Source organism: Anaeromicrobium sediminis (assembly GCF_002270055.1).
GTDB lineage: Bacteria > Bacillota > Clostridia > Peptostreptococcales > Thermotaleaceae > Anaeromicrobium > Anaeromicrobium sediminis.
Genome location: NZ_NIBG01000011.1, coordinates 71187 through 89430, shown reverse-complemented (window position 1 = coordinate 89430; position 18244 = coordinate 71187). Strand labels below are relative to the sequence as shown.

Annotated in this window: 20 protein-coding genes; all 20 read right to left on the bottom strand. The window is 31.3% G+C overall.

The window, feature by feature from the left end:
• Positions 1-28 precede the first annotated feature (28 nt).
• Complete coding sequence (locus tag CCE28_RS13195; protein WP_095134197.1) at positions 29-226, bottom strand: capping complex subunit for YIEGIA; 198 nt, start codon at positions 224-226, stop codon at positions 29-31.
• 12 nt (positions 227-238) lie between these two features.
• On the bottom strand, positions 239-1153 hold the full coding sequence (locus tag CCE28_RS13190; RefSeq protein WP_242972977.1) for a YIEGIA family protein: 915 nt from the start codon (positions 1151-1153) through the stop codon (positions 239-241).
• 84 nt (positions 1154-1237) lie between these two features.
• Positions 1238-2707, bottom strand: a complete 1470-nt coding sequence (pnpS, locus tag CCE28_RS13185) for a two-component system histidine kinase PnpS (RefSeq protein ID WP_408607032.1) — start codon at positions 2705-2707, stop codon at positions 1238-1240.
• 327 nt (positions 2708-3034) lie between these two features.
• The gene (locus CCE28_RS13180) at positions 3035-3712 is read right to left on the bottom strand and encodes a response regulator transcription factor (RefSeq protein ID WP_095134195.1); all 678 of its coding nucleotides are present in this window, start codon (positions 3710-3712) and stop codon (positions 3035-3037) included.
• Positions 3713-3725: 13 nt separating this feature from the next.
• The gene (gene pgeF, locus CCE28_RS13175; RefSeq protein ID WP_095134194.1) at positions 3726-4538 is read right to left on the bottom strand and encodes a peptidoglycan editing factor PgeF; all 813 of its coding nucleotides are present in this window, start codon (positions 4536-4538) and stop codon (positions 3726-3728) included.
• Positions 4539-4638: 100 nt separating this feature from the next.
• Positions 4639-5094 (bottom strand): transcriptional regulator NrdR, encoded by a 456-nt coding sequence (nrdR, locus tag CCE28_RS13170; RefSeq protein ID WP_095134193.1) that lies wholly within the window; start codon positions 5092-5094, stop codon positions 4639-4641.
• Between the two features lie 60 nt (positions 5095-5154).
• Positions 5155-5490 (bottom strand): YlmC/YmxH family sporulation protein, encoded by a 336-nt coding sequence (locus CCE28_RS13165; RefSeq protein ID WP_095134192.1) that lies wholly within the window; start codon positions 5488-5490, stop codon positions 5155-5157.
• A gap of 146 nt (positions 5491-5636) precedes the next feature.
• Positions 5637-6410: an RNA polymerase sporulation sigma factor SigG gene (gene sigG / locus CCE28_RS13160; RefSeq protein WP_095134191.1), complete on the bottom strand. Its 774-nt coding sequence runs from the start codon at positions 6408-6410 to the stop codon at positions 5637-5639.
• A gap of 139 nt (positions 6411-6549) precedes the next feature.
• Positions 6550-7263, bottom strand: a complete 714-nt coding sequence (gene sigE, locus CCE28_RS13155) for an RNA polymerase sporulation sigma factor SigE (RefSeq protein WP_095134258.1) — start codon at positions 7261-7263, stop codon at positions 6550-6552.
• Between the two features lie 47 nt (positions 7264-7310).
• Positions 7311-8195, bottom strand: a complete 885-nt coding sequence (gene spoIIGA / locus CCE28_RS13150; protein WP_095134190.1) for a sigma-E processing peptidase SpoIIGA — start codon at positions 8193-8195, stop codon at positions 7311-7313.
• Positions 8196-8400: 205 nt separating this feature from the next.
• On the bottom strand, positions 8401-9489 hold the full coding sequence (gene ftsZ, locus CCE28_RS13145) for a cell division protein FtsZ (RefSeq protein ID WP_095134189.1): 1089 nt from the start codon (positions 9487-9489) through the stop codon (positions 8401-8403).
• Between the two features lie 167 nt (positions 9490-9656).
• Entirely contained in the window at positions 9657-9998 is a 342-nt protein-coding gene (locus CCE28_RS13140) for a small basic family protein (RefSeq protein WP_095134188.1), read from the bottom strand.
• Complete coding sequence (locus CCE28_RS13135; RefSeq protein ID WP_095134187.1) at positions 9999-10721, bottom strand: DUF881 domain-containing protein; 723 nt, start codon at positions 10719-10721, stop codon at positions 9999-10001.
• A 13-nt stretch (positions 10722-10734) separates the two neighbouring features.
• Positions 10735-11472 carry a DUF881 domain-containing protein gene (locus CCE28_RS13130; protein WP_095134186.1) on the bottom strand — a complete coding sequence of 246 codons (738 nt, stop codon included), beginning with the start codon at positions 11470-11472 and terminating at the stop codon, positions 10735-10737.
• Between the two features lie 10 nt (positions 11473-11482).
• Entirely contained in the window at positions 11483-12226 is a 744-nt protein-coding gene (locus CCE28_RS13125) for a cell division protein FtsQ/DivIB (RefSeq protein WP_176461823.1), read from the bottom strand.
• A gap of 61 nt (positions 12227-12287) precedes the next feature.
• Positions 12288-13541 carry a UDP-N-acetylglucosamine 1-carboxyvinyltransferase gene (murA, locus tag CCE28_RS13120; RefSeq protein ID WP_095134184.1) on the bottom strand — a complete coding sequence of 418 codons (1254 nt, stop codon included), beginning with the start codon at positions 13539-13541 and terminating at the stop codon, positions 12288-12290.
• A gap of 129 nt (positions 13542-13670) precedes the next feature.
• Positions 13671-14777, bottom strand: coding sequence for an undecaprenyldiphospho-muramoylpentapeptide beta-N-acetylglucosaminyltransferase (gene murG / locus CCE28_RS13115; protein WP_095134183.1), 1107 nt, complete (start codon positions 14775-14777; stop codon positions 13671-13673).
• A gap of 4 nt (positions 14778-14781) precedes the next feature.
• Entirely contained in the window at positions 14782-15885 is a 1104-nt protein-coding gene (gene spoVE, locus CCE28_RS13110; protein WP_095134182.1) for a stage V sporulation protein E, read from the bottom strand.
• A 5-nt stretch (positions 15886-15890) separates the two neighbouring features.
• Entirely contained in the window at positions 15891-17243 is a 1353-nt protein-coding gene (murD, locus tag CCE28_RS13105) for a UDP-N-acetylmuramoyl-L-alanine--D-glutamate ligase (protein ID WP_095134181.1), read from the bottom strand.
• 25 nt (positions 17244-17268) lie between these two features.
• Positions 17269-18240, bottom strand: a complete 972-nt coding sequence (mraY, locus tag CCE28_RS13100) for a phospho-N-acetylmuramoyl-pentapeptide-transferase (protein WP_095134180.1) — start codon at positions 18238-18240, stop codon at positions 17269-17271.
• Positions 18241-18244: the final 4 nt, after the last annotated feature.

Sequence of the window (18244 nt, the reverse complement as noted above, 5' to 3'; positions counted from 1 at the left end):
AATTGGAAATCTTATGTTAGTCAAGTATTTAATGCCTTATTAACACAAAACAACCATTTTCTAAATCATGAATTGCTGACATGGTAATTTTAGATAAGTTCACAGCTAGACTTTCCTTTTGTTCCTTAGTATCTGCATAAAATATAGGAACAGAACAATAATTAGAAATGGAATTTCTATCTGTAGTAACTATAGCCACTATTGAATCTTTTATACCTATATCCAATTTCAATCCCTCCTAAGACATTTTTTTAAAACTATTTCTATATAAGGTTTTTCTTTTAGCAGTCTCTAAAATAGGCGTTCCTTGTATACTCTCTAAAAGAAGTTTCTCATCTTTAATTAATGGTATACATATGATTATCATACTTCCCGTTTCTAAATTTCTTTTAGCAAAAGGAGCGTATTCAACATCGTCCGAATCCCTTTTTATACCAAGTTGCACATATATATTATGAAGTATAGTTTGGCTTTGTCCCACATTAGCCAAAGTTTCAATGGCATCTTCGTCTCTAGGAATTATCTCTGCAGCCAATCCATACTTTAAATAAAAATCCTTTGTAGCATCTAATCCCACATTAGTTATAACTACATCGTCTACTAATAATATGGGCCCATCAAATACCATTTTAGCACTTCTCACTTCTCCTATTTGTCTTATGGATTGTCTCATTAACAGGAATTTTAAAAATAGCATGACTATTGTTCCTACACATATGCCCACAATAAACTCTACATATATATTTGAATAAATAATTTTCACACAATATATGGTCAAGCTAGTTGACAAAGATGTTAGTATAACCATATAGTTTCTAGCTTCAAAAGCCTTTGCAATATCCTCTATATATGCTGTGCCCCTTTGAACTAATTCAGTAGGCTCTATATTATCCAAACTTTCTCTCTCCATACTCCTTACATCCCTAAATTGTTGAGCCGCTACTGCTAAGAATGTTACAGCTCCAAACTCCTTTTCTACTAATGCAGGTAATGCCACAGCTCCTAAAAAAGCCGCTATAATTCCTAAAGTAAAATGAGATATTAATCCTTGAGGGTAACTAGGATATTGCCTTTGATCTATTCTTATCATATATATTCTAGCCAAAATTCCCATCATAAACGAAGGCAACATAGATACAATGAAGTCATGCACATAATCATCTCCTAACTAAATATCTTATGTCTTCTATTTAGTATTTGCATTTTAAAATTTTTAATTAAAAAAAGATGCATAAGTTTACTTATGCATCTTTTTTATAGGTAATTTAATAACAAACTCCGAACCTTCACCTAAGGTACTATTTATAGAAATACTTCCTTTAAAGGATAGGATTATATGCTTTACTATAGCTAAGCCTAAGCCCGTTCCACCAACTTTCCTACTTCTAGCCTTATCCACCCTGTAAAACCTTTCAAAAAGTCTTGGAATGTCCTCTTTTGGTATTCCTATTCCCGTATCCTTAACAGATATTATGATTTTATTATATTTTTCATAAACTTTTATATATATTTTTCCATTTTCATTAGTATACTTTATTCCATTACCTATTAAATTTATTAGCATTTGTTTAAACCAATCTCTGTTTCCGTATATACTAGATAGGGAAGATGATATTTCAAGATCACATTCTATATTCTTTTCTTCTCCTATTCTTTTCATTATGAAAAACACTTCTTCTATACTGGATTTTACATTTATTTCTTCTTTTCTAGTATTTGAACTTCTATTTTCTATCTCAGATAAGGTAAGTATATCGTCTATAAGTCTATTTAATCTCTCCGTTTCTATTTCTATAATATCTAAAAATCTACTTCTCACACTTTTATTATCAATAGCACCAGATTTTAATGTTTCTATAAATCCACTTATAGATGTGAGAGGAGTCTTTAATTCATGAGTAACATTGGCCACAAATTGACTTCTCATATTTTCTAATCTTGTGATTTCAGTTATATCTTCAACAAGGGCCATGACTCCCAATACCCTATTAGGGTCTAAATCCAATTTTATTGGATTTGTATAAATCTTTAAAATTCTTTTTTCTAATAATTTTACTTCCACCTTCTTTTCTGTACTCTCTCCCACCATTAATAAATCTTTTAATAGGACTTTTAATTCTTCATTCTGTACTACTTCATCCATATGTCTTTTATACACATTTTCCTCTTTTATACCGAGAAATTCCTTTGCTGCATGATTTACAAGTATTACATTTAATTCTTTATCAACAGCAAATATACCTGCCTTCATACTACTTAAAGTGGACTTTAATTTAATATTCTTATCCCTAGTTTCATTTATTGTATTATTTAATTTTTCCACCATAATATTAAAATTTTCTGCTAAAATTCTTATTTCGTCATCTCCACGAACTTCCACTTTCCCTTTATAATTTTCCTTGGCAATCTTCCTTGATATTTCTGTTATTTCCTTTATGGGTTTAGTAGTATTGTCCACATATCTATAACCAATTATCAAACTTAAAAAAATCCCACATATTACAGATAAAATTATATATTTTAATAGAGTCAAATTAATTTTTCTAATTTCTGTAAGGGGGAACGCCACTCGGGTTACACCATATATTTCATTATGGACTTTTAAGGGAATTGCCACATAAATATATTCCACATTAGTGGTGCTACTAGTTCTTATATCCTTTCCTATATAACCTTTTAAAGCCTTTTGAACCTCTGATCTATACATATGATTTTCCATAAGATCTACTAGGTCTTCACTAACCTCCGAGTCACCCAGAACTTTCCCATTTTTATCTATAAAAGTTACTCTCACTTTTGACTTCATAGCATATTTCATAGCATATTTATCAAATTCCATATAATCCATAGAACCACTTTCTAATTTTTCACTAATAAATTCATTTATAAGTTCTCCATTACTTACTAATTGTTCTTCAATTTTCATGGTGTAATTAGTTTTAATTAAACTAAAAGCCAAAAAACCTGTAAGCATAATACCAATTATCATGAGTGTACCATATACTATCAATATTTTTTTCTTCATTAAATCACCCTATCTTAATTTATATCCTACTCCTCTTACAGTTTCTATAAATTCATTATTAGTATCTTCTATTTTTTTTCTTAAATATCTTATATGAACATCTACAGTTCTTGAATCTCCAAAATAATCATATCCCCATACATGGTCTAATAAAAAATTTCTATTAAGAACCTTTCCTTTATTCTCAATTAATACTTTTAATAGTTCAAACTCCTTATTAGTTAGATCTATATTTTTTTCATTTCTTCTAACTTCATGGCTATCTAAGTTTATAGTTAAATCTTTTATGGCTATTTCATTATTATTCTTATGATTTTTATCATATCTTCTTAAAACAGCCCTTACTCTAGCTAACAATTCCTTCACACTAAAGGGCTTTGTCACATAATCATCAGCTCCTGCATCTAAACCTTCAATTTTATTTCCCTCATCATTTTTAGCTGTGAGCATTATAATAGGTGTACTTCCTATTTCCTCATGGGCTCTGATCTCCTTACACACGCCAAATCCACTTAGTTTGGGTAACATTAAATCTAGCACTATTAAATCAGGTTTTTCTTCTTTAGCCGTTTTGATAGCCATCTCTCCATCTTCACTAGTAATCACCTCATAGCCATTATTCTTTAAATTAAATTCTATAAGTTCACGTATATATTCCTCGTCATCTACTACTAATATTTTTTTCATTTTGTGTCTCCCTTCACAGTAACTGCATCATTGCTGCCATTCTTCCCGTATTTCCATTATCCCTTCTATATGAAAATAGTTCTTCATTACACATGGTACATACATGGCTAACTATTATATTTTCTTCATTTAAACCCGTGTCTTTTAATATACTTTTATTTGCTTCCCATAGGTCCAGATTATATTTTCCATTTTTCTTATTTTTCACAAAATCCTCCACATTATTAAAATGTTTTTTAAACTCTTCTATGACCCTTTCGTCTACCTCATAGCAACAAACTCCTATAGAAGGCCCTATTGCTCCTATGCAGTCTGAAGGATTTGTATTATATACATCTTTCATAATTTCAATTGCCTTTTTACTTATTTTCTTTACAGTCCCTCGCCATCCAGAATGTACTAAAGATATTACTTTATTTTTCTTATCAAATATATATACAGGAACACAATCTGCATACTGAGTCACTAAGCAAATATCCTTTTGTGACGTTATTAATCCATCAATTTCCTTAATATCACTTTCACATAAAATGCCTTTACCTTTATCCTCCATATGCACGATTTTAATTTCATCTTTGTGGACTTGATCAGATAATACTAAGTTCTCCATCCTTATACCTAGAGCCTCACATATGATTTCATAGTTTTTAATTATATTCTCCCTTTTATCATTGGTCTTAGTTCCCATGTTTAAAGTGGAAAATTCACCATTACTTACCCCACCCATCTTTGTAGTAAAGCACGTCTTTACCATATTAGTTTTATCAAACTCATCTATAGCATAATATTTTGCACCATTAGTGCTTTCCTTTAATATAAAAGGCATCTTAATCAACTCCTTACTTGAAATTTTTAATAAGGTAAAAATATATATAAATAATAGCAAGTTATATAACTTGCTATTATTTATATATATTTTATGATTTTTATTTTTCATCCAACATCTTTTTTAATTCTTCCATAAAAGTATTAATGTCCCTAAATTGTCTATATACAGATGCAAATCTCACATAGGCAACCTCATCTATTTCCTTTAAGGCATTCATTACTAATTCACCTACATATGTACTTTTTATTTCTTTTTCCATTGAATTGTGAAGATTTCTTTCTATATTATCTACTATTTTCTCAATATTCTTTAAGGATACAGGCCTTTTCTCACAAGCCCTTATTATACCATTTAATACTTTATTTCTATTATAGGCTTCCCTATTTCCATTTTTTTTAATTATTATCAAAGGAATCTCTTCTATTTTTTCATATGTAGTAAATCTCTTTTTACATTTGCTGCATTCTCTTCTACGTCTTATTACTTGTCCTTCTTCAGTAGGTCGTGAATCCACAACCTTTGTATCAAAACACTCACAAAACGGGCAGTTCATATGTGCACCCCCTATTTTATCTACTTTTACTCAAATTATAATATTTCTTTTCCTATATGTCTATATATTTCCTTCTTTTTTAATAAAAATCTCCTTTTCCACAGGCATTTCTTCATATTCCTCTTCATATTCCTCGACCTTATCCTTATTAGTTTCTACCACGCTTTTAGAATTAACTAATACTACATCTACTCCAATTTTATTTATTTCTCTCCAAGGTATTACATATTCATTATATTTACCAAATATTCCTAAAAACCTGCCTTCAGTGGGAACTATAACAGATACCACTCTTCCCTTTTCTAAGTTTATTTCTATATCTGATACAAATCCTAATTTTTTACCGTCTGACACGTTTATTATTTCCTTTTCTCTCAATTCACCTGTACTTATCACCTTTTATCCCTCCTAAACTCAAAACAAATATGCCCTTTATTATGTACTCATTCAAATACTGATTATTAATAGTATATTATTTCTCTTTAAATTAAATTACTACATTTTAAATTAAAAGGGAAAGCCATTATGCTTTCCCTTTTAATTTATATGTATTTTTTCATATGCTTTAGAGCAGTTTTTTCTAATCTTGAAACTTGAGCTTGAGATATACCTATTTCATCTGCAACTTCCATCTGAGTTCTACCTTCGAAAAATCTCAATGTTAAAATATGCTTCTCCCTGTTATTTAGTTTTCGAAGGGCCTCTCTCAATGCTATACCTTCTAGCCAAATTTCATCTTCACTTTTTTCATCACTTACTTGATCCATAACAAATATGGCATCTCCACTATCGTGATATATAGGTTCAAATAAAGATATGGGATCTTGGATTGCATCTAGTGCAAATACCACATCTTCCCTTGGCATATCTAATACCCTTGCTATTTCTGTTACAGTAGGTTCTTTAGCATTTTTATTTATCAATTGGTCCCTAACTTGAAGCGCTTTATATGCTGTATCTCTCAATGATCTACTTACTCTTATAGAGTTATTATCTCTTAAATATCTTCTTATCTCTCCTATTATCATTGGTACTGCATAAGTGGAAAATCTTACATTGTGACTCAAGTCGAAATTGTCAATTGCCTTTATTAACCCTATACACCCTACTTGAAATAAGTCATCTACATGCTCGCCTCTGTTGTTAAATCTTTGAATTACACTTAGTACTAGTCTTAAATTTCCCCTTATAAACTCTTCTCTAGCTGATAAATCTCCGGCGTGAATTCTTCCAAATAATTTTTTCATTTCATTATTTGTAAGCACAGGAAGTTTAGATGTATTAACACCACAAATCTCTACTTTGTTTACATGCATTACTTATTCCTCCGCTTCTACCTTTTATTGCCCCCTTACTTAATAAAATTATTGCCTCTTAATTTTATGTTTATACACTTTCCTATATCCAAAAAATAGAAAAAAGGTAGGAATGTATCCTACCTATTGTTTTTACCTATTAAGTTATCTTCTTTATTTCTTTTTGCAATCTAAATATTATTCTCTTTTCCAATCTAGATATATAGGATTGAGAGATACCTAACAAATCCGCCACTTCTTTTTGGGTCTTTTCCTGTCCATTTCTAAGGCCGAATCTAAGTTCCATTATTTTTTTCTCCCTATTTGATAACTTTGTCAAAGCTAAGTCTAATAGTTCTTTATCTACTTCTTCTTCTAAAAATTTATATATAATATCATTTTCCGTTCCTAATATATCTGATAGTAATAATTCGTTACCATCCCAATCAATGTTTAAAGGCTCATCAAAGGATATCTCCGCCTTTGCTTTACTATTTCTTCTCAAATACATTAGTATTTCATTTTCAATACACCTTGAAGCATATGTGGCTAATTTAATTTTCTTCTCTGGATCAAAAGTATTAACAGCTTTTATAAGCCCTATAGTTCCTATTGAAATTAGGTCTTCTACGCCTATACCTGTATTTTCAAATTTTCTAGCTATGTACACTACTAGTCTTAAATTACGCTCTATTAAAACTGTTCTAACATAATTGCTGTCCACATTAAGCTTAGACAATAGTTCCATTTCTTCGTGAGGTTTCAGTGGTGGAGGAAGGGCTTCACTCCCCCCAATATAAAACACATCTTTTATCTGAAATATTCCTAGTTTAATCTTAATATTAATTATAAACTTTTTATATAATCTCCTCATGTTAGATACTATTTTAAACACTTTAACGCCTCCCATTTGATGTAAATTTACTTAAGAATATCTGGATGTAGTAAAGCACTATAATCTCCATTTTTGGATAATCTTTTAGTATATATTCCTACTATAATATTTTTAATATGTTTCTTACCTTCCACATTTACCATATCTGGCCTAAAGCCTATTAGCATTCCATTTTCCTTTCCCAATGAATTAAATGGAATTACCCTAATTCTACTATTCCAATTAGAGTCATTACCTATTTTTAGAAATACATCATAACTAATATTATTATTAGTCAACATATCTTTTATATCATTTGGAATTAAATCTTTTATGGCACTGTACTCTACTACTATTACAGGATATTTTGATAGAGGATCTTCCAATGAATTTCCCGTATCTACTAATGCCTTTACGCTACTTTTATGATTTTCCACTTCTATTGAAACTGGAATGTATAGTTTTTCCCTAGAAATTTTTTCTTGTACATGCTCCCAACAAAATTTAATTAGGATATAAGATACAATACCAGAGTATATTAATAATTTTGTTGTAAAATTTCCAATATAGAATATACCATTACTAACTATACCTTCAAATCCAGTAAAATAGAATAATGCAAATGCGGCCCCTCCAAACATAAAGGATATTAAATAAAAAATACCCACTAGTTTTAAAAAATCAATAAACTTATATGGCATGAAAGTAAGTACAACTATTAAGATAGAAATAACTATCTTCATTATCATGGAGTACATAAAACTAAGTGATGGAAAGAAAAATACAAATGCATATAAAGCACCAACTATTGCTCCAACCCATATTTTATATTTCCTCACTTCAAATTTGCTAAAATGTGCCGTTAAATGTAATATAATCCAATTCATAAGTAAATTTTCTAAAAAAAGATACTCAGCATATACTTCATACATACCTAATCCCCCATTTAGCATAATCTCTTTTTAAAAAATATTCCCATGTCCCTTAGGATATGTCTATTATATATTATTTTTTTTTAAAACCTTGTCATTCTATGTAGTCGAAAAAGGGTTATTTACCCTTATAATCTGTTATTTTACGACAAAAAAAATGTAACTAAAACTTTATGTTTTAGTTACATTTTTAATTAACTTAATATTATCTTCTTCTTCTTAAAAAAGTAGGTATATCCAAGTTATCTTCAACTTGAGTTTCCTCAACTTTAACCTCTTCTTTAACATCCTCATTACCTTCTTCTCTCGTTAAGATAGAAGTTTTAGGCATTGGATTTTTCTCATTATCAAATCCAGTAGCTATAACAGTAATTACAAGTTCATCCTTTAAACTTTCATCAATCACAGCACCAAATATAATATTTGCATCTGGATCTGCCGCTTGAGAAACTAATTCAGCTGCCTCGTTAACTTCAAATAATCCTAAGCTTCCTCCACCTGTAATATTTAAAAGTACACCCTTAGCACCTTGAATTGAAGTCTCAAGAAGAGGACTTTGAATAGCTTGCTTAGCTGCTTCAACTGCTCTATTTTCTCCACTAACTCGTCCAACACCCATATGAGCTAAGCCCTGTTCAAACATGATAGTCTTAACATCTGCAAAGTCTAGGTTCACAAGACCAGGAACTGCGATTAAGTCAGATATACCTTGTACACCTTGTTTTAGTACATCATCTGCAATTTTAAAAGCATCCATTATGGAAGTTTTCTTTTCTGCCACCTGTAATAATCTATCATTAGGAATAGTTACCAAAGTGTCAACCTTATCCTTTAAATCCTTTGTTCCCTTTTCTGCGTGCTGCATTCTTCTTTTACCTTCAAAAGTAAATGGCTTAGTCACAACACCTACAGTTAATATACCCATTTCTTTTGCTATTTGAGCTACTACTGGAGCCGCACCTGTTCCTGTACCGCCTCCCATACCAGCAGTTACAAAAACCATATCAGCACCTTGTAATGCTTGATATATCTCCTCTTTACTTTCCTCAGCAGCTTTTCTACCAATATCAGGATTTGCTCCAGCTCCTAATCCCTTAGTAAGCTTGTCCCCTATTTGGATTTTATACTCTGCTTTTGAAGTAAAAAGAGCTTGCTTATCTGTATTTACAGCAATAAATTGCACACCTTTTAATTGGGACTCAATCATTCTATTAACAGCATTGTTTCCGCCGCCGCCGACTCCAACAACTTTTATCTGCGCAAATTGTTCCATATCCACATCAAATTCTAACATGAAATTACCTCCTCTTTTAGCTATGAACATCCTAAATATATTATCATGTTTGGAGCATAGTCTAACTCTATTTTAAGTAAACATTATTTTTTCAAATACTATAGCTAGGCTACTATAGTAAATTCAACATCCTTATCAAAATTTCCTTTTTTTATAAGAAAAAAATATTATTTTTCTCTAATTTTTTCTATCATTAATCTTCTCAAGATGGCAAAATTTTGGAATAATCTGCCACCAAAAGTGAATATGGCCGCATAGTATAGAGGAACTCCCAGTTTATCTCCTATATATGCTAGTAACCCTGCCAAAATTGCATTACCAAAAAAACCTGTTATGAATATAAATGTTTCAAATTTTTCTTGAACATATGCTCTGACTCCACCGAATACTGAATCCAATGCTGCTAATATTGCTACTGACATGTACAGAGAATAAGATGTTGGATAGGTAATTGGTACATAAAATCCTAATACAATACCTATTATTAATCCTAATATAGCAATATACATTTACTCACCTTCTTTTATAACTTTCATGTATTTCACATTAAGACCTTCCTCATAAGCAGGTATATTAATGTGAGAAGAGGTATTAACCTCAATATATAGTCCAAATTCCTTAAGTAATGCCCCATATGTACCAGGTGCTATTAAGGATGCTTCTAAAGTTTTAGGCTCTCCTATAGCTTTTATTACAAAGGGTTGAGCAAAAAATTGATTGTTTATCCTTATACTATGGCCTGCACATATTAGTTCTGTCGTATTAATTATTCTTTGTCCATTTATGGATATAGCCTCTGATCCGGCTACTTTCAAATCATTCACCAAATTTAACACATCTGCGTCATGAACTATTACATTATTAGGGTCTTCTCCTTCAAATAAATCTCTTTTACTATCATCTACGGTTAATATTATTCCTGGTCCCTCTAATTCACTAAAGCCTGCCATGGCCTTTTGGTTTTTTAGTTCATCAAGCATTTCATATTTCAATTTACCATCATCATCTTTAATATTCTCATAGGCAAGTATTTTTTTATTCATTTCTCTTATAACTTCTTTGATTTTCTTTATTTCTTGTTTTTCACTCTCAAGGACAATTTTATAATCATGTATTTCCTTCAAAGGTGCATATAAGTACCTTTCCTTTACATTTTTAAGTTCTAAAGAAATGGTTATTCCTAGTATTAAGCAAAAAAACAATATAACCCACTTACCACTTTTATTATTCATGAGTTCACCTCTATTATTGTCCCTCTTCTTCTACAGGCTGTGCATATCTAAATTTAATTACTTCGTTATATCTAGGAATTAATATCTCATTCTTTCGCTCCACTGTTACCCTTAAATTATACCTTTCACTTCTCATTTGCTCTACTATACCAAATCTAATATTTAAAGTAGATGCTAAAGTATCAGGATTACCAATAGCCTTAACTATAAATGGAGGCGCCGTTGGTACAGAGTTAATATTAACATTACTTCCTGCTAAATTTATCTCTGTTTGTGATACAACCCTTTGCTCATTTATGGATATAGCTTCTGCTCCCGCATCATTTAATTTATTTATTAAACTCAACAATAAATCATAATTATACATTATAATACTAACATCTGTAGGAAATTGTGGATCCACGGGAGGATCATCTATGACTACAACTACACCTGGTCCTTTTACCCTTTTAAATCCAGAAATTATTTTGTACTTCTCTAATTCATTTCTAATATTTCTTACAAGAACGTCCTCTTTAGCCTCTGCTTCCTCTATTTCTTTTATCTTACCTTCCAAAGAATTTATTTCACTTTTTAGAGCTTCCTTTTCCCGTCTAACTTTCTTAAGTTCCACAGCCAAATCTTGAGCCTTTTGGGCTGAGCCAATTCCTTGAAGATAATTATTCTGTACTGATCTAAACTGTAAAGCTAAAACTAACCCTAAAATCATACAAATTACTCCAATAGACATTCTTGCTTTGATTTTGTTCATTTTATCCCTCCTATTCTATAGGTCTATAGGTAGGATAGCCGTTATGGCTCATATCTACAATACCCCTTACTATATCTTTCTTTTCTAAATCTTTTATAATTTTTCTCAAGGTATTTAACTTTCTGTCTAGTTCTTCACCAGAACCTAAGTTACATATTAAATACCCATTAATATTTATTTTAACATCATTTAAGTCACTAACATTTATTTCCTTTAGATTTATTCCGTTCTTCTCACTGCTATCCACCATATGTAAGGCATATTTAAATTGCTTTTCATCCTTTACTGATAATTTTTCTCCTTCAACAAAATTGTCAAACTCTATGCCTTTAATTAAAATCAAATTTTCTCTATTAAAGCTAGACCTTAGAACTACACCCTCTTCATCAATGATTAAGTATGTATCCATAAAGTTAATTAGAGCTTTTTCTTTTCTTTCCTCTATGTTTATAACTATTTTATTAGGAATTCTTCTTTCTACTAGGGCACTTTTAACATATGGATCATATTCTACATTTAGTTTAATATTCTCTAAATCTTCTTTCAATATATGACCGCCAAAATTAATTCCAGCCTCTTCTACCACAATTTCCTTTGTTAAGTTTTCTATTCCTAAAACTTCCACATACTTCACACTAAATAACTCTGTTTTAAATACTAAAATAAATGAAATTATGGTTATTAATATCATTATAGTAAATATGAACAATTTCTTTTCTTTATTAACTTTTAATCCCACACTACTTTTTTTCATCATAACCATCCCACTGTTTGTCCACTTTTTTGTATTATTTAAGAGCAGCTTAAGCTGCTTCTTAATTCAATCGATAAACTTCTGCTCCTAAACATTTTAACATTTCTTCAATTCTATCATAACCTCGATCTATATGCTTAACATTATTTACTATAGTAATTCCTTCTGCACCTAGTCCTGCTAAAACTAAAGCTGCTCCCCCTCTTAAATCTTTGGCAGTAACATTAGCTCCTGTTAACTCGGGCACACCTTGAATAACAGCTACTCTACCATCTATTTTAATATTAGCTCCCATTCGCATAAGTTCATCCACATGTTTAAATCGGTTTTCAAATACAGTTTCTGTAATTATACTAGTTCCTTTAGCAATAGCCATAAGGGACATAAATTGAGCCTGCATATCCGTTGGGAAACCAGGATAAGGCAGTGTTTTAGTCATTTCAATAGCCTTTATTCTTTTATGAGTTTTCAATCTTAAAGAATCAGTTTTTTCTTCTATAATACAGCCTGATTCTCTTAACTTAGATATGATAGGTTTTATGTGATCTATAACTATATTTTTTAAAATAATATCTCCACCTGCCATGGCACCTGCCACTAACATGGTTCCTGCCACAATCCTATCTGCCATTATTTTATGCTCAACTCTATTTAACTTTTTTACCCCTTCAATAGTGATTTGACTAGTTCCAGCTCCAGATACTTTTGCACCCATTTTATTTAGGTAAGTTTGCAACTCAACTATCTCTGGCTCCTTTGCTGCATTTCGGATCTTAGTAGTACCATTTGCCATTACTGCTAATAGCATGGTATTTTCTGTAGCCCCTACACTAGGATAATCTAAATGTATTTCTGTACCATCTAATTTTACCACTTCACATTCCAAAAATCCATGAGCCTCTTTAATTTTTACTCCTAATTGTCTCAAAGCTTTTAAATGTAGGTCTATAGGTCTAGGACCAATTTCGCATCCTCCTGGGTAACTTATCTTTATTTTTCCACATCTGGCCAACATTGGCCCCATTAAAAATATGGACGATCTCATTTCTCTTACTAAATGTTCTGGAATTTCGTGTGAACTTAGATTACTAGTATCAACTTTCATTATGGAATTTTCAAATTCTATTTTACAACCTATAGATTGTAATATATTAATCATAGCATCAACATCACTAAGATGAGGCGCATCAAATAAGATACTTTCACCTTTGTTCAAAATAGTAGCAGCCAAAATAGGTAAAACTGCATTTTTTGCTCCTTTGATTGCCAGTTCTCCATTTAATTTATTTTGGCCCTTTACTAGCAGTCGGCTCATAAACTACACCTCCGAGTTTTTCACAAATATTTCATATACAACTTAAGATACGCACAATACCTAATATATTAATCATTTTATGCATTAATCTCGAAGGTGTTCCCATAGATAGGAAAATATTTATCTACTTTATGATTTTAGTACTTCTAGTATATTAGAATAAATTATATCAGTAGCATTTGGTTTTGCTATCTCCCTACTCTTTTTAGCCATCGTATTTAATTTATCTTTTTCTTTTGATAGTTTATATATATTCTCAAGTATAATGTCTTCATCAAATTCAGCCTCTTTAACCAATATGGCAGCCCCTTTATCTTCTAGTACCCTAGCATTATGTTCTTGATGATTATTAGTAACATAAGGAGATGGTATTAAAATAGATGGTATTCCCATAGCCGTTATCTCAGCTAAAGTTATAGCCCCAGCACGACATATGGCCAAATCTGCTGCTCCCATATATTTTGCCATATCATATATATATTCTTTTACAGAATCCTTAATATTGTTTCCTATACCCTTTTCTTTAAAGAAATCCATTACTTCTTTATGGTGTCTACTTCCTGTTACATGGATTATTTTTATTTTTTTATTATCATAGGTTTTTTCTATGACTTTGGCCATAATTTTATTTATTTTTTCAGCTCCTCGACTTCCCCCAAAGGATAAAACTACAAATTCGTCCTCTTTTGCTCCTATTTGTTCTTTAGAACTTTCCTGACTTATTTTTATAAATTCTTTTCTAATTGGATTTCCTGTAACATAGACTTTTTTATCATTATCAAAGTATTTCTTAGACTCATGAAAGCTTACTAAAACTCTATTAACAAACTTACCCAATATCTTATTAGTTACTCCTGGTATGACATTTTGCTCATGAATAACTGTTTTTATATTGAGCATTGAAGCTATAAATACCACAGGGCCACATACATATCCACCAGTTCCAATAACAATATCTGGTTTAAACTTCAATATTACCTTTATGGAATCCTTTAGACCACAGGCCAAGTCTACTAGTGATTTTGCCGTATCCAAGGAAATTTTTCTTTTAAATCCACTTACCTTTATTGTCTCTAGATTGTAGCCTTCCTTAGGGACCAATTCACTTTCTAATCCCTTTTCTGTACCTACAAATAATATTTGAGCTGTTTTGATTTCATCTTTTATTTTATTTGCAATGGCAATAGCTGGATATATATGACCTCCAGTACCCCCACCTGTAATTAGTACTTTCATTACGTCAACTCCTATCTAAATTAGAATACCTTGAAACATTTAGCAATATTCCAATTGATGCCATAAATATAGCAAGAGAATTTCCTCCCCAACTTATGAAAGGAAGGGCCATACCCGTAACTGGCATGGATGATGTGGCAACAGCAATGTTTATTATAGTCTGTACTGCAACCATTGATGTAATCCCTGATGCTAATAGACATCCGAAGGTATCTGGTGCATTTACGGCAATTCTAACTCCTCTCCAAATTAAGAGTACATATAGTATAATAATTACCATACACCCAACAAATCCTAGTTCTTCCCCTATTATGGCAAAAATAAAATCATTTTGAGGCTCTGGGATATATAAGTATTTTTGCATACTTCTTCCTAATCCCACTCCAAATAACCCACCTGAACCTAATGCATATAGGGATTGTATAACTTGATATCCTGTTCCCATTGGATCTTTAAAGGGATCTAAAAATCCAGTTAATCTCTTCATTCTATAGGGAGCTGCCACAACCATTGCTGCAAGAGCAAAAAAGCCCCCCATGCCCATTACTATAACGTGAAACCACCTCATGCCTGCAATGAACATCATACAAGCAATTACTGCACCTATTGTTACAGCCGTACTCATATTAGGTTGTAGTAATATAAGTCCCATATATATTCCTATTATAAGTATATAAGGGCACACTCCAGATAAGAACTTCTTTATTTTATCTCCCACAGAAGATAAGCTAGATGCCACAAATAGTATAGCACAAATTTTACTTATCTCCCCTGGCATTATAGTAAAGCTACCTACGCCAATCCACCGCCTGGCTCCATTGAATTCCTTTCCTAGCGGTGTCAATACTAACAATAAAAGTACTATACTCAAACCAAAGGCATATGGTGCTAACTTTCTGTATTTAAAATAATCAAAATTCATAGTAAATATCATACCTATCATACCTATAGTAGCCCATAAAAGTTCCCTTTTTAGAAAATAATAGGAATCATTTAGTTTGGTAAGTGCATAGTAATGGCTAGAACTAAAAACCATAATAACTCCTATTACTACTAATATTAGCACTAGCAATAGTAAAGTAAAGTCGCTTGATTTCCTTTTAGCCATACCTTTTACCCCCTTAAGTTTAGAACACACTCTTTAAAATCTTTTCCCCTCACTTCGTAACTCTTATACATATCCCAACTTGCACAAGCAGGTGATAATAATACACAATCACCACTTACTGCCATAGCACTTGCAGCTTTAACAGCTTCATTCATGTCCTTTACGATAGTTATATTGTAAAATTCATTTTCTTTAGCTGTTTCCTCTATTTTTTTAGCCGTTTCTCCTAGTAAAATCATATTTTTTACTTTACCATTAAAAGAACTTATAAACTCAGTAAAATCACTTCCCTTATCCATTCCACCTGCTATTAGTAATATAGGATTTTTCATAGCTTCTATGGCTTTTATGGATGCATCAGGATTGGTTCCCTTTGAGTCATTAATATATCTAACTCCATTTATCTCACTAACAAATTCTGTTCTATGTTCTACTCCCATGAATTCCTTTAAGGTTTTTCTAATAGACGCCACATCTATTCCAGCCCAAAAGCATATAGCCGTAGCTGCAAGGGCATTTTCCAGATTATGCGTTCCTGGAATTTGTAAATCAGAAGTATGACAGATTTCGTATGACCTATTATCCTTCTTTACAATAATAGTTTTATCTTTTACATATGCACCTTCTTGTAAGATTTCCTTTCTACTAAAGAATATGACCTTTGACTTACATTTATTTGATAACTTATAAGTTTCTTCATTATCCTTATTTAATATAATAAAGTCATTTTCATTTTGATTTCTAAATATATCAGCCTTAGCCTTTATGTAATTTTCCATAGTCTTATGTCTGTTTAAATGATCTGGTGTAATGTTTAATATGGCTCCTATATGAGGCTTAAACTCTTTGATGCTCTCTAGTTGGAAACTACTTACTTCTGTAACCATTATGGAAGTATTTTTAGCTAAAGGTGCCTTTGATATGGCCGCCACCCCTATGTTTCCTACCACATAAGTATCCTTTTTAGCATTTTTAAATATTTCTCCTGTCAAAGCTGTAGTAGTAGTTTTTCCATTAGTTCCTGTTATGGCAATAAAAGTTCCATTGCATAATCGATAAGCAAGCTCTAATTCCCCAATAACTTCCACATTCCCTGATTTAGCTTCTTTTATAAATTCTAAGTCAGTAGGAACTCCAGGACTTAATACTATCAAATCAAATTCTTCACTATTTGGAAATTCACTATACATTTCTGCTATCTTATTTTCATTAATTTTTAATAATATGTCCTTTAATTCCTCTTTAGTTTTTTTATCATAAGTATAAACTATAGCCCCTTGTTCTGATAATGTATTCACTGTGGCTATGCCTGATTTGCCCATACCTACAATCAGTACTTTTTTACCTTTTAAATCCATTAAAAAACACCTGCTTTCTAGCTAATTATATTCTAATTCCAAATAGTCCGATCATACATAAAACAAAAGTAGTTAACCAAAATACAATCACTACCTTAGTTTCTCTCCATCCACATAATTCAAAGTGATGATGAAGTGGACTCATTTTAAATACTCTTTTACCTGTAAGCTTAAACGAAACTACTTGTATAATAACAGATAAGGCCTCTATAAAATATATTCCGCCTACAATTGGAATTATCATAGTCAAGTTAGTAAGTATACTAACTGCTGCAATAGCACCACCTAAGGCCATTGAACCCGTATCTCCCATAAATACCTTTGCAGGATATGCATTGAATCTTAAAAAACCTAAACATGCACCTGTTAACGCACCACAAAATATGGCTACACTAGGCATTCCCATCTTAACGGCTACTAGACTAAAGAAAGCTGCTATTATTAAAGTCACACCAGAAGCTAACCCATCTAATCCATCTGTTAAATTAACACTGTTAGTTGTTCCTACAACAAATAAAACTATAAAGGGAATATATAATATGCCAAAATCTATACTAGTATCAATAAAAGGTATATATATATTTGCCTTATAACTTGAAGTTTTCAAAAAATAAATAGCTAATATAAGAGCAATTAACACTTGCCCGATTAACTTTTGATATGCTCTTAATCCTAAATTTCTCTTTAGTACAACTTTTATAAAATCATCTATGAACCCTATTAGTCCAAATGATATAGTAGCAAATAGCATCACATATAAATCCTTCATTTGCTCTCCAGACAATCCTGCTGTTAATGTAGTAATTAGAACTGCCAAAACCATCATTATTCCACCCATGGTAGGAGTCCCGGATTTACTCATATGGGACTTTGGCCCCTCATCTCTTATGCTTTGTCCGACTTTAAGTCTTTGGAGAATTGGTATAACAATTGGTCCTAATATTAAAGTAATAAAAAAGGATGCTCCTGTAACTATAATCATTTGTAAATAACTCATCTAT

Coding starts and splice junctions, on each gene's coding strand:
- nrdR (WP_095134193.1), bottom strand. CDS start 5,094: ATGAACTGCCCGTTTTGTGAGTGTTTTGATACAAAGGTTGTGGATTCA.
- murD (WP_095134181.1), bottom strand. CDS start 17,243: ATGGATTTAAAAGGTAAAAAAGTACTGATTGTAGGTATGGGCAAATCA.
- spoIIGA (WP_095134190.1), bottom strand. CDS start 8,195: ATGTATGAAGTATATGCTGAGTATCTTTTTTTAGAAAATTTACTTATG.
- CCE28_RS13135 (WP_095134187.1), bottom strand. CDS start 10,721: ATGAATAATAAAAGTGGTAAGTGGGTTATATTGTTTTTTTGCTTAATA.
- ftsZ (WP_095134189.1), bottom strand. CDS start 9,489: ATGTTAGAATTTGATGTGGATATGGAACAATTTGCGCAGATAAAAGTT.
- CCE28_RS13130 (WP_095134186.1), bottom strand. CDS start 11,472: ATGAACAAAATCAAAGCAAGAATGTCTATTGGAGTAATTTGTATGATT.
- mraY (WP_095134180.1), bottom strand. CDS start 18,240: ATGAGTTATTTACAAATGATTATAGTTACAGGAGCATCCTTTTTTATT.
- CCE28_RS13180 (WP_095134195.1), bottom strand. CDS start 3,712: ATGAAAAAAATATTAGTAGTAGATGACGAGGAATATATACGTGAACTT.
- pgeF (WP_095134194.1), bottom strand. CDS start 4,538: ATGCCTTTTATATTAAAGGAAAGCACTAATGGTGCAAAATATTATGCT.
- CCE28_RS13125 (WP_176461823.1), bottom strand. CDS start 12,226: ATGAAAAAAAGTAGTGTGGGATTAAAAGTTAATAAAGAAAAGAAATTG.
- murG (WP_095134183.1), bottom strand. CDS start 14,777: ATGAAAGTACTAATTACAGGTGGGGGTACTGGAGGTCATATATATCCA.
- murA (WP_095134184.1), bottom strand. CDS start 13,541: ATGAGCCGACTGCTAGTAAAGGGCCAAAATAAATTAAATGGAGAACTG.
- spoVE (WP_095134182.1), bottom strand. CDS start 15,885: ATGGCTAAAAGGAAATCAAGCGACTTTACTTTACTATTGCTAGTGCTA.
- sigG (WP_095134191.1), bottom strand. CDS start 6,410: ATGCATGTAAACAAAGTAGAGATTTGTGGTGTTAATACATCTAAACTT.
- CCE28_RS13140 (WP_095134188.1), bottom strand. CDS start 9,998: ATGTATATTGCTATATTAGGATTAATAATAGGTATTGTATTAGGATTT.
- pnpS (WP_408607032.1), bottom strand. CDS start 2,707: ATGTATAGATCAGAGGTTCAAAAGGCTTTAAAAGGTTATATAGGAAAG.
- sigE (WP_095134258.1), bottom strand. CDS start 7,263: ATGAGGAGATTATATAAAAAGTTTATAATTAATATTAAGATTAAACTA.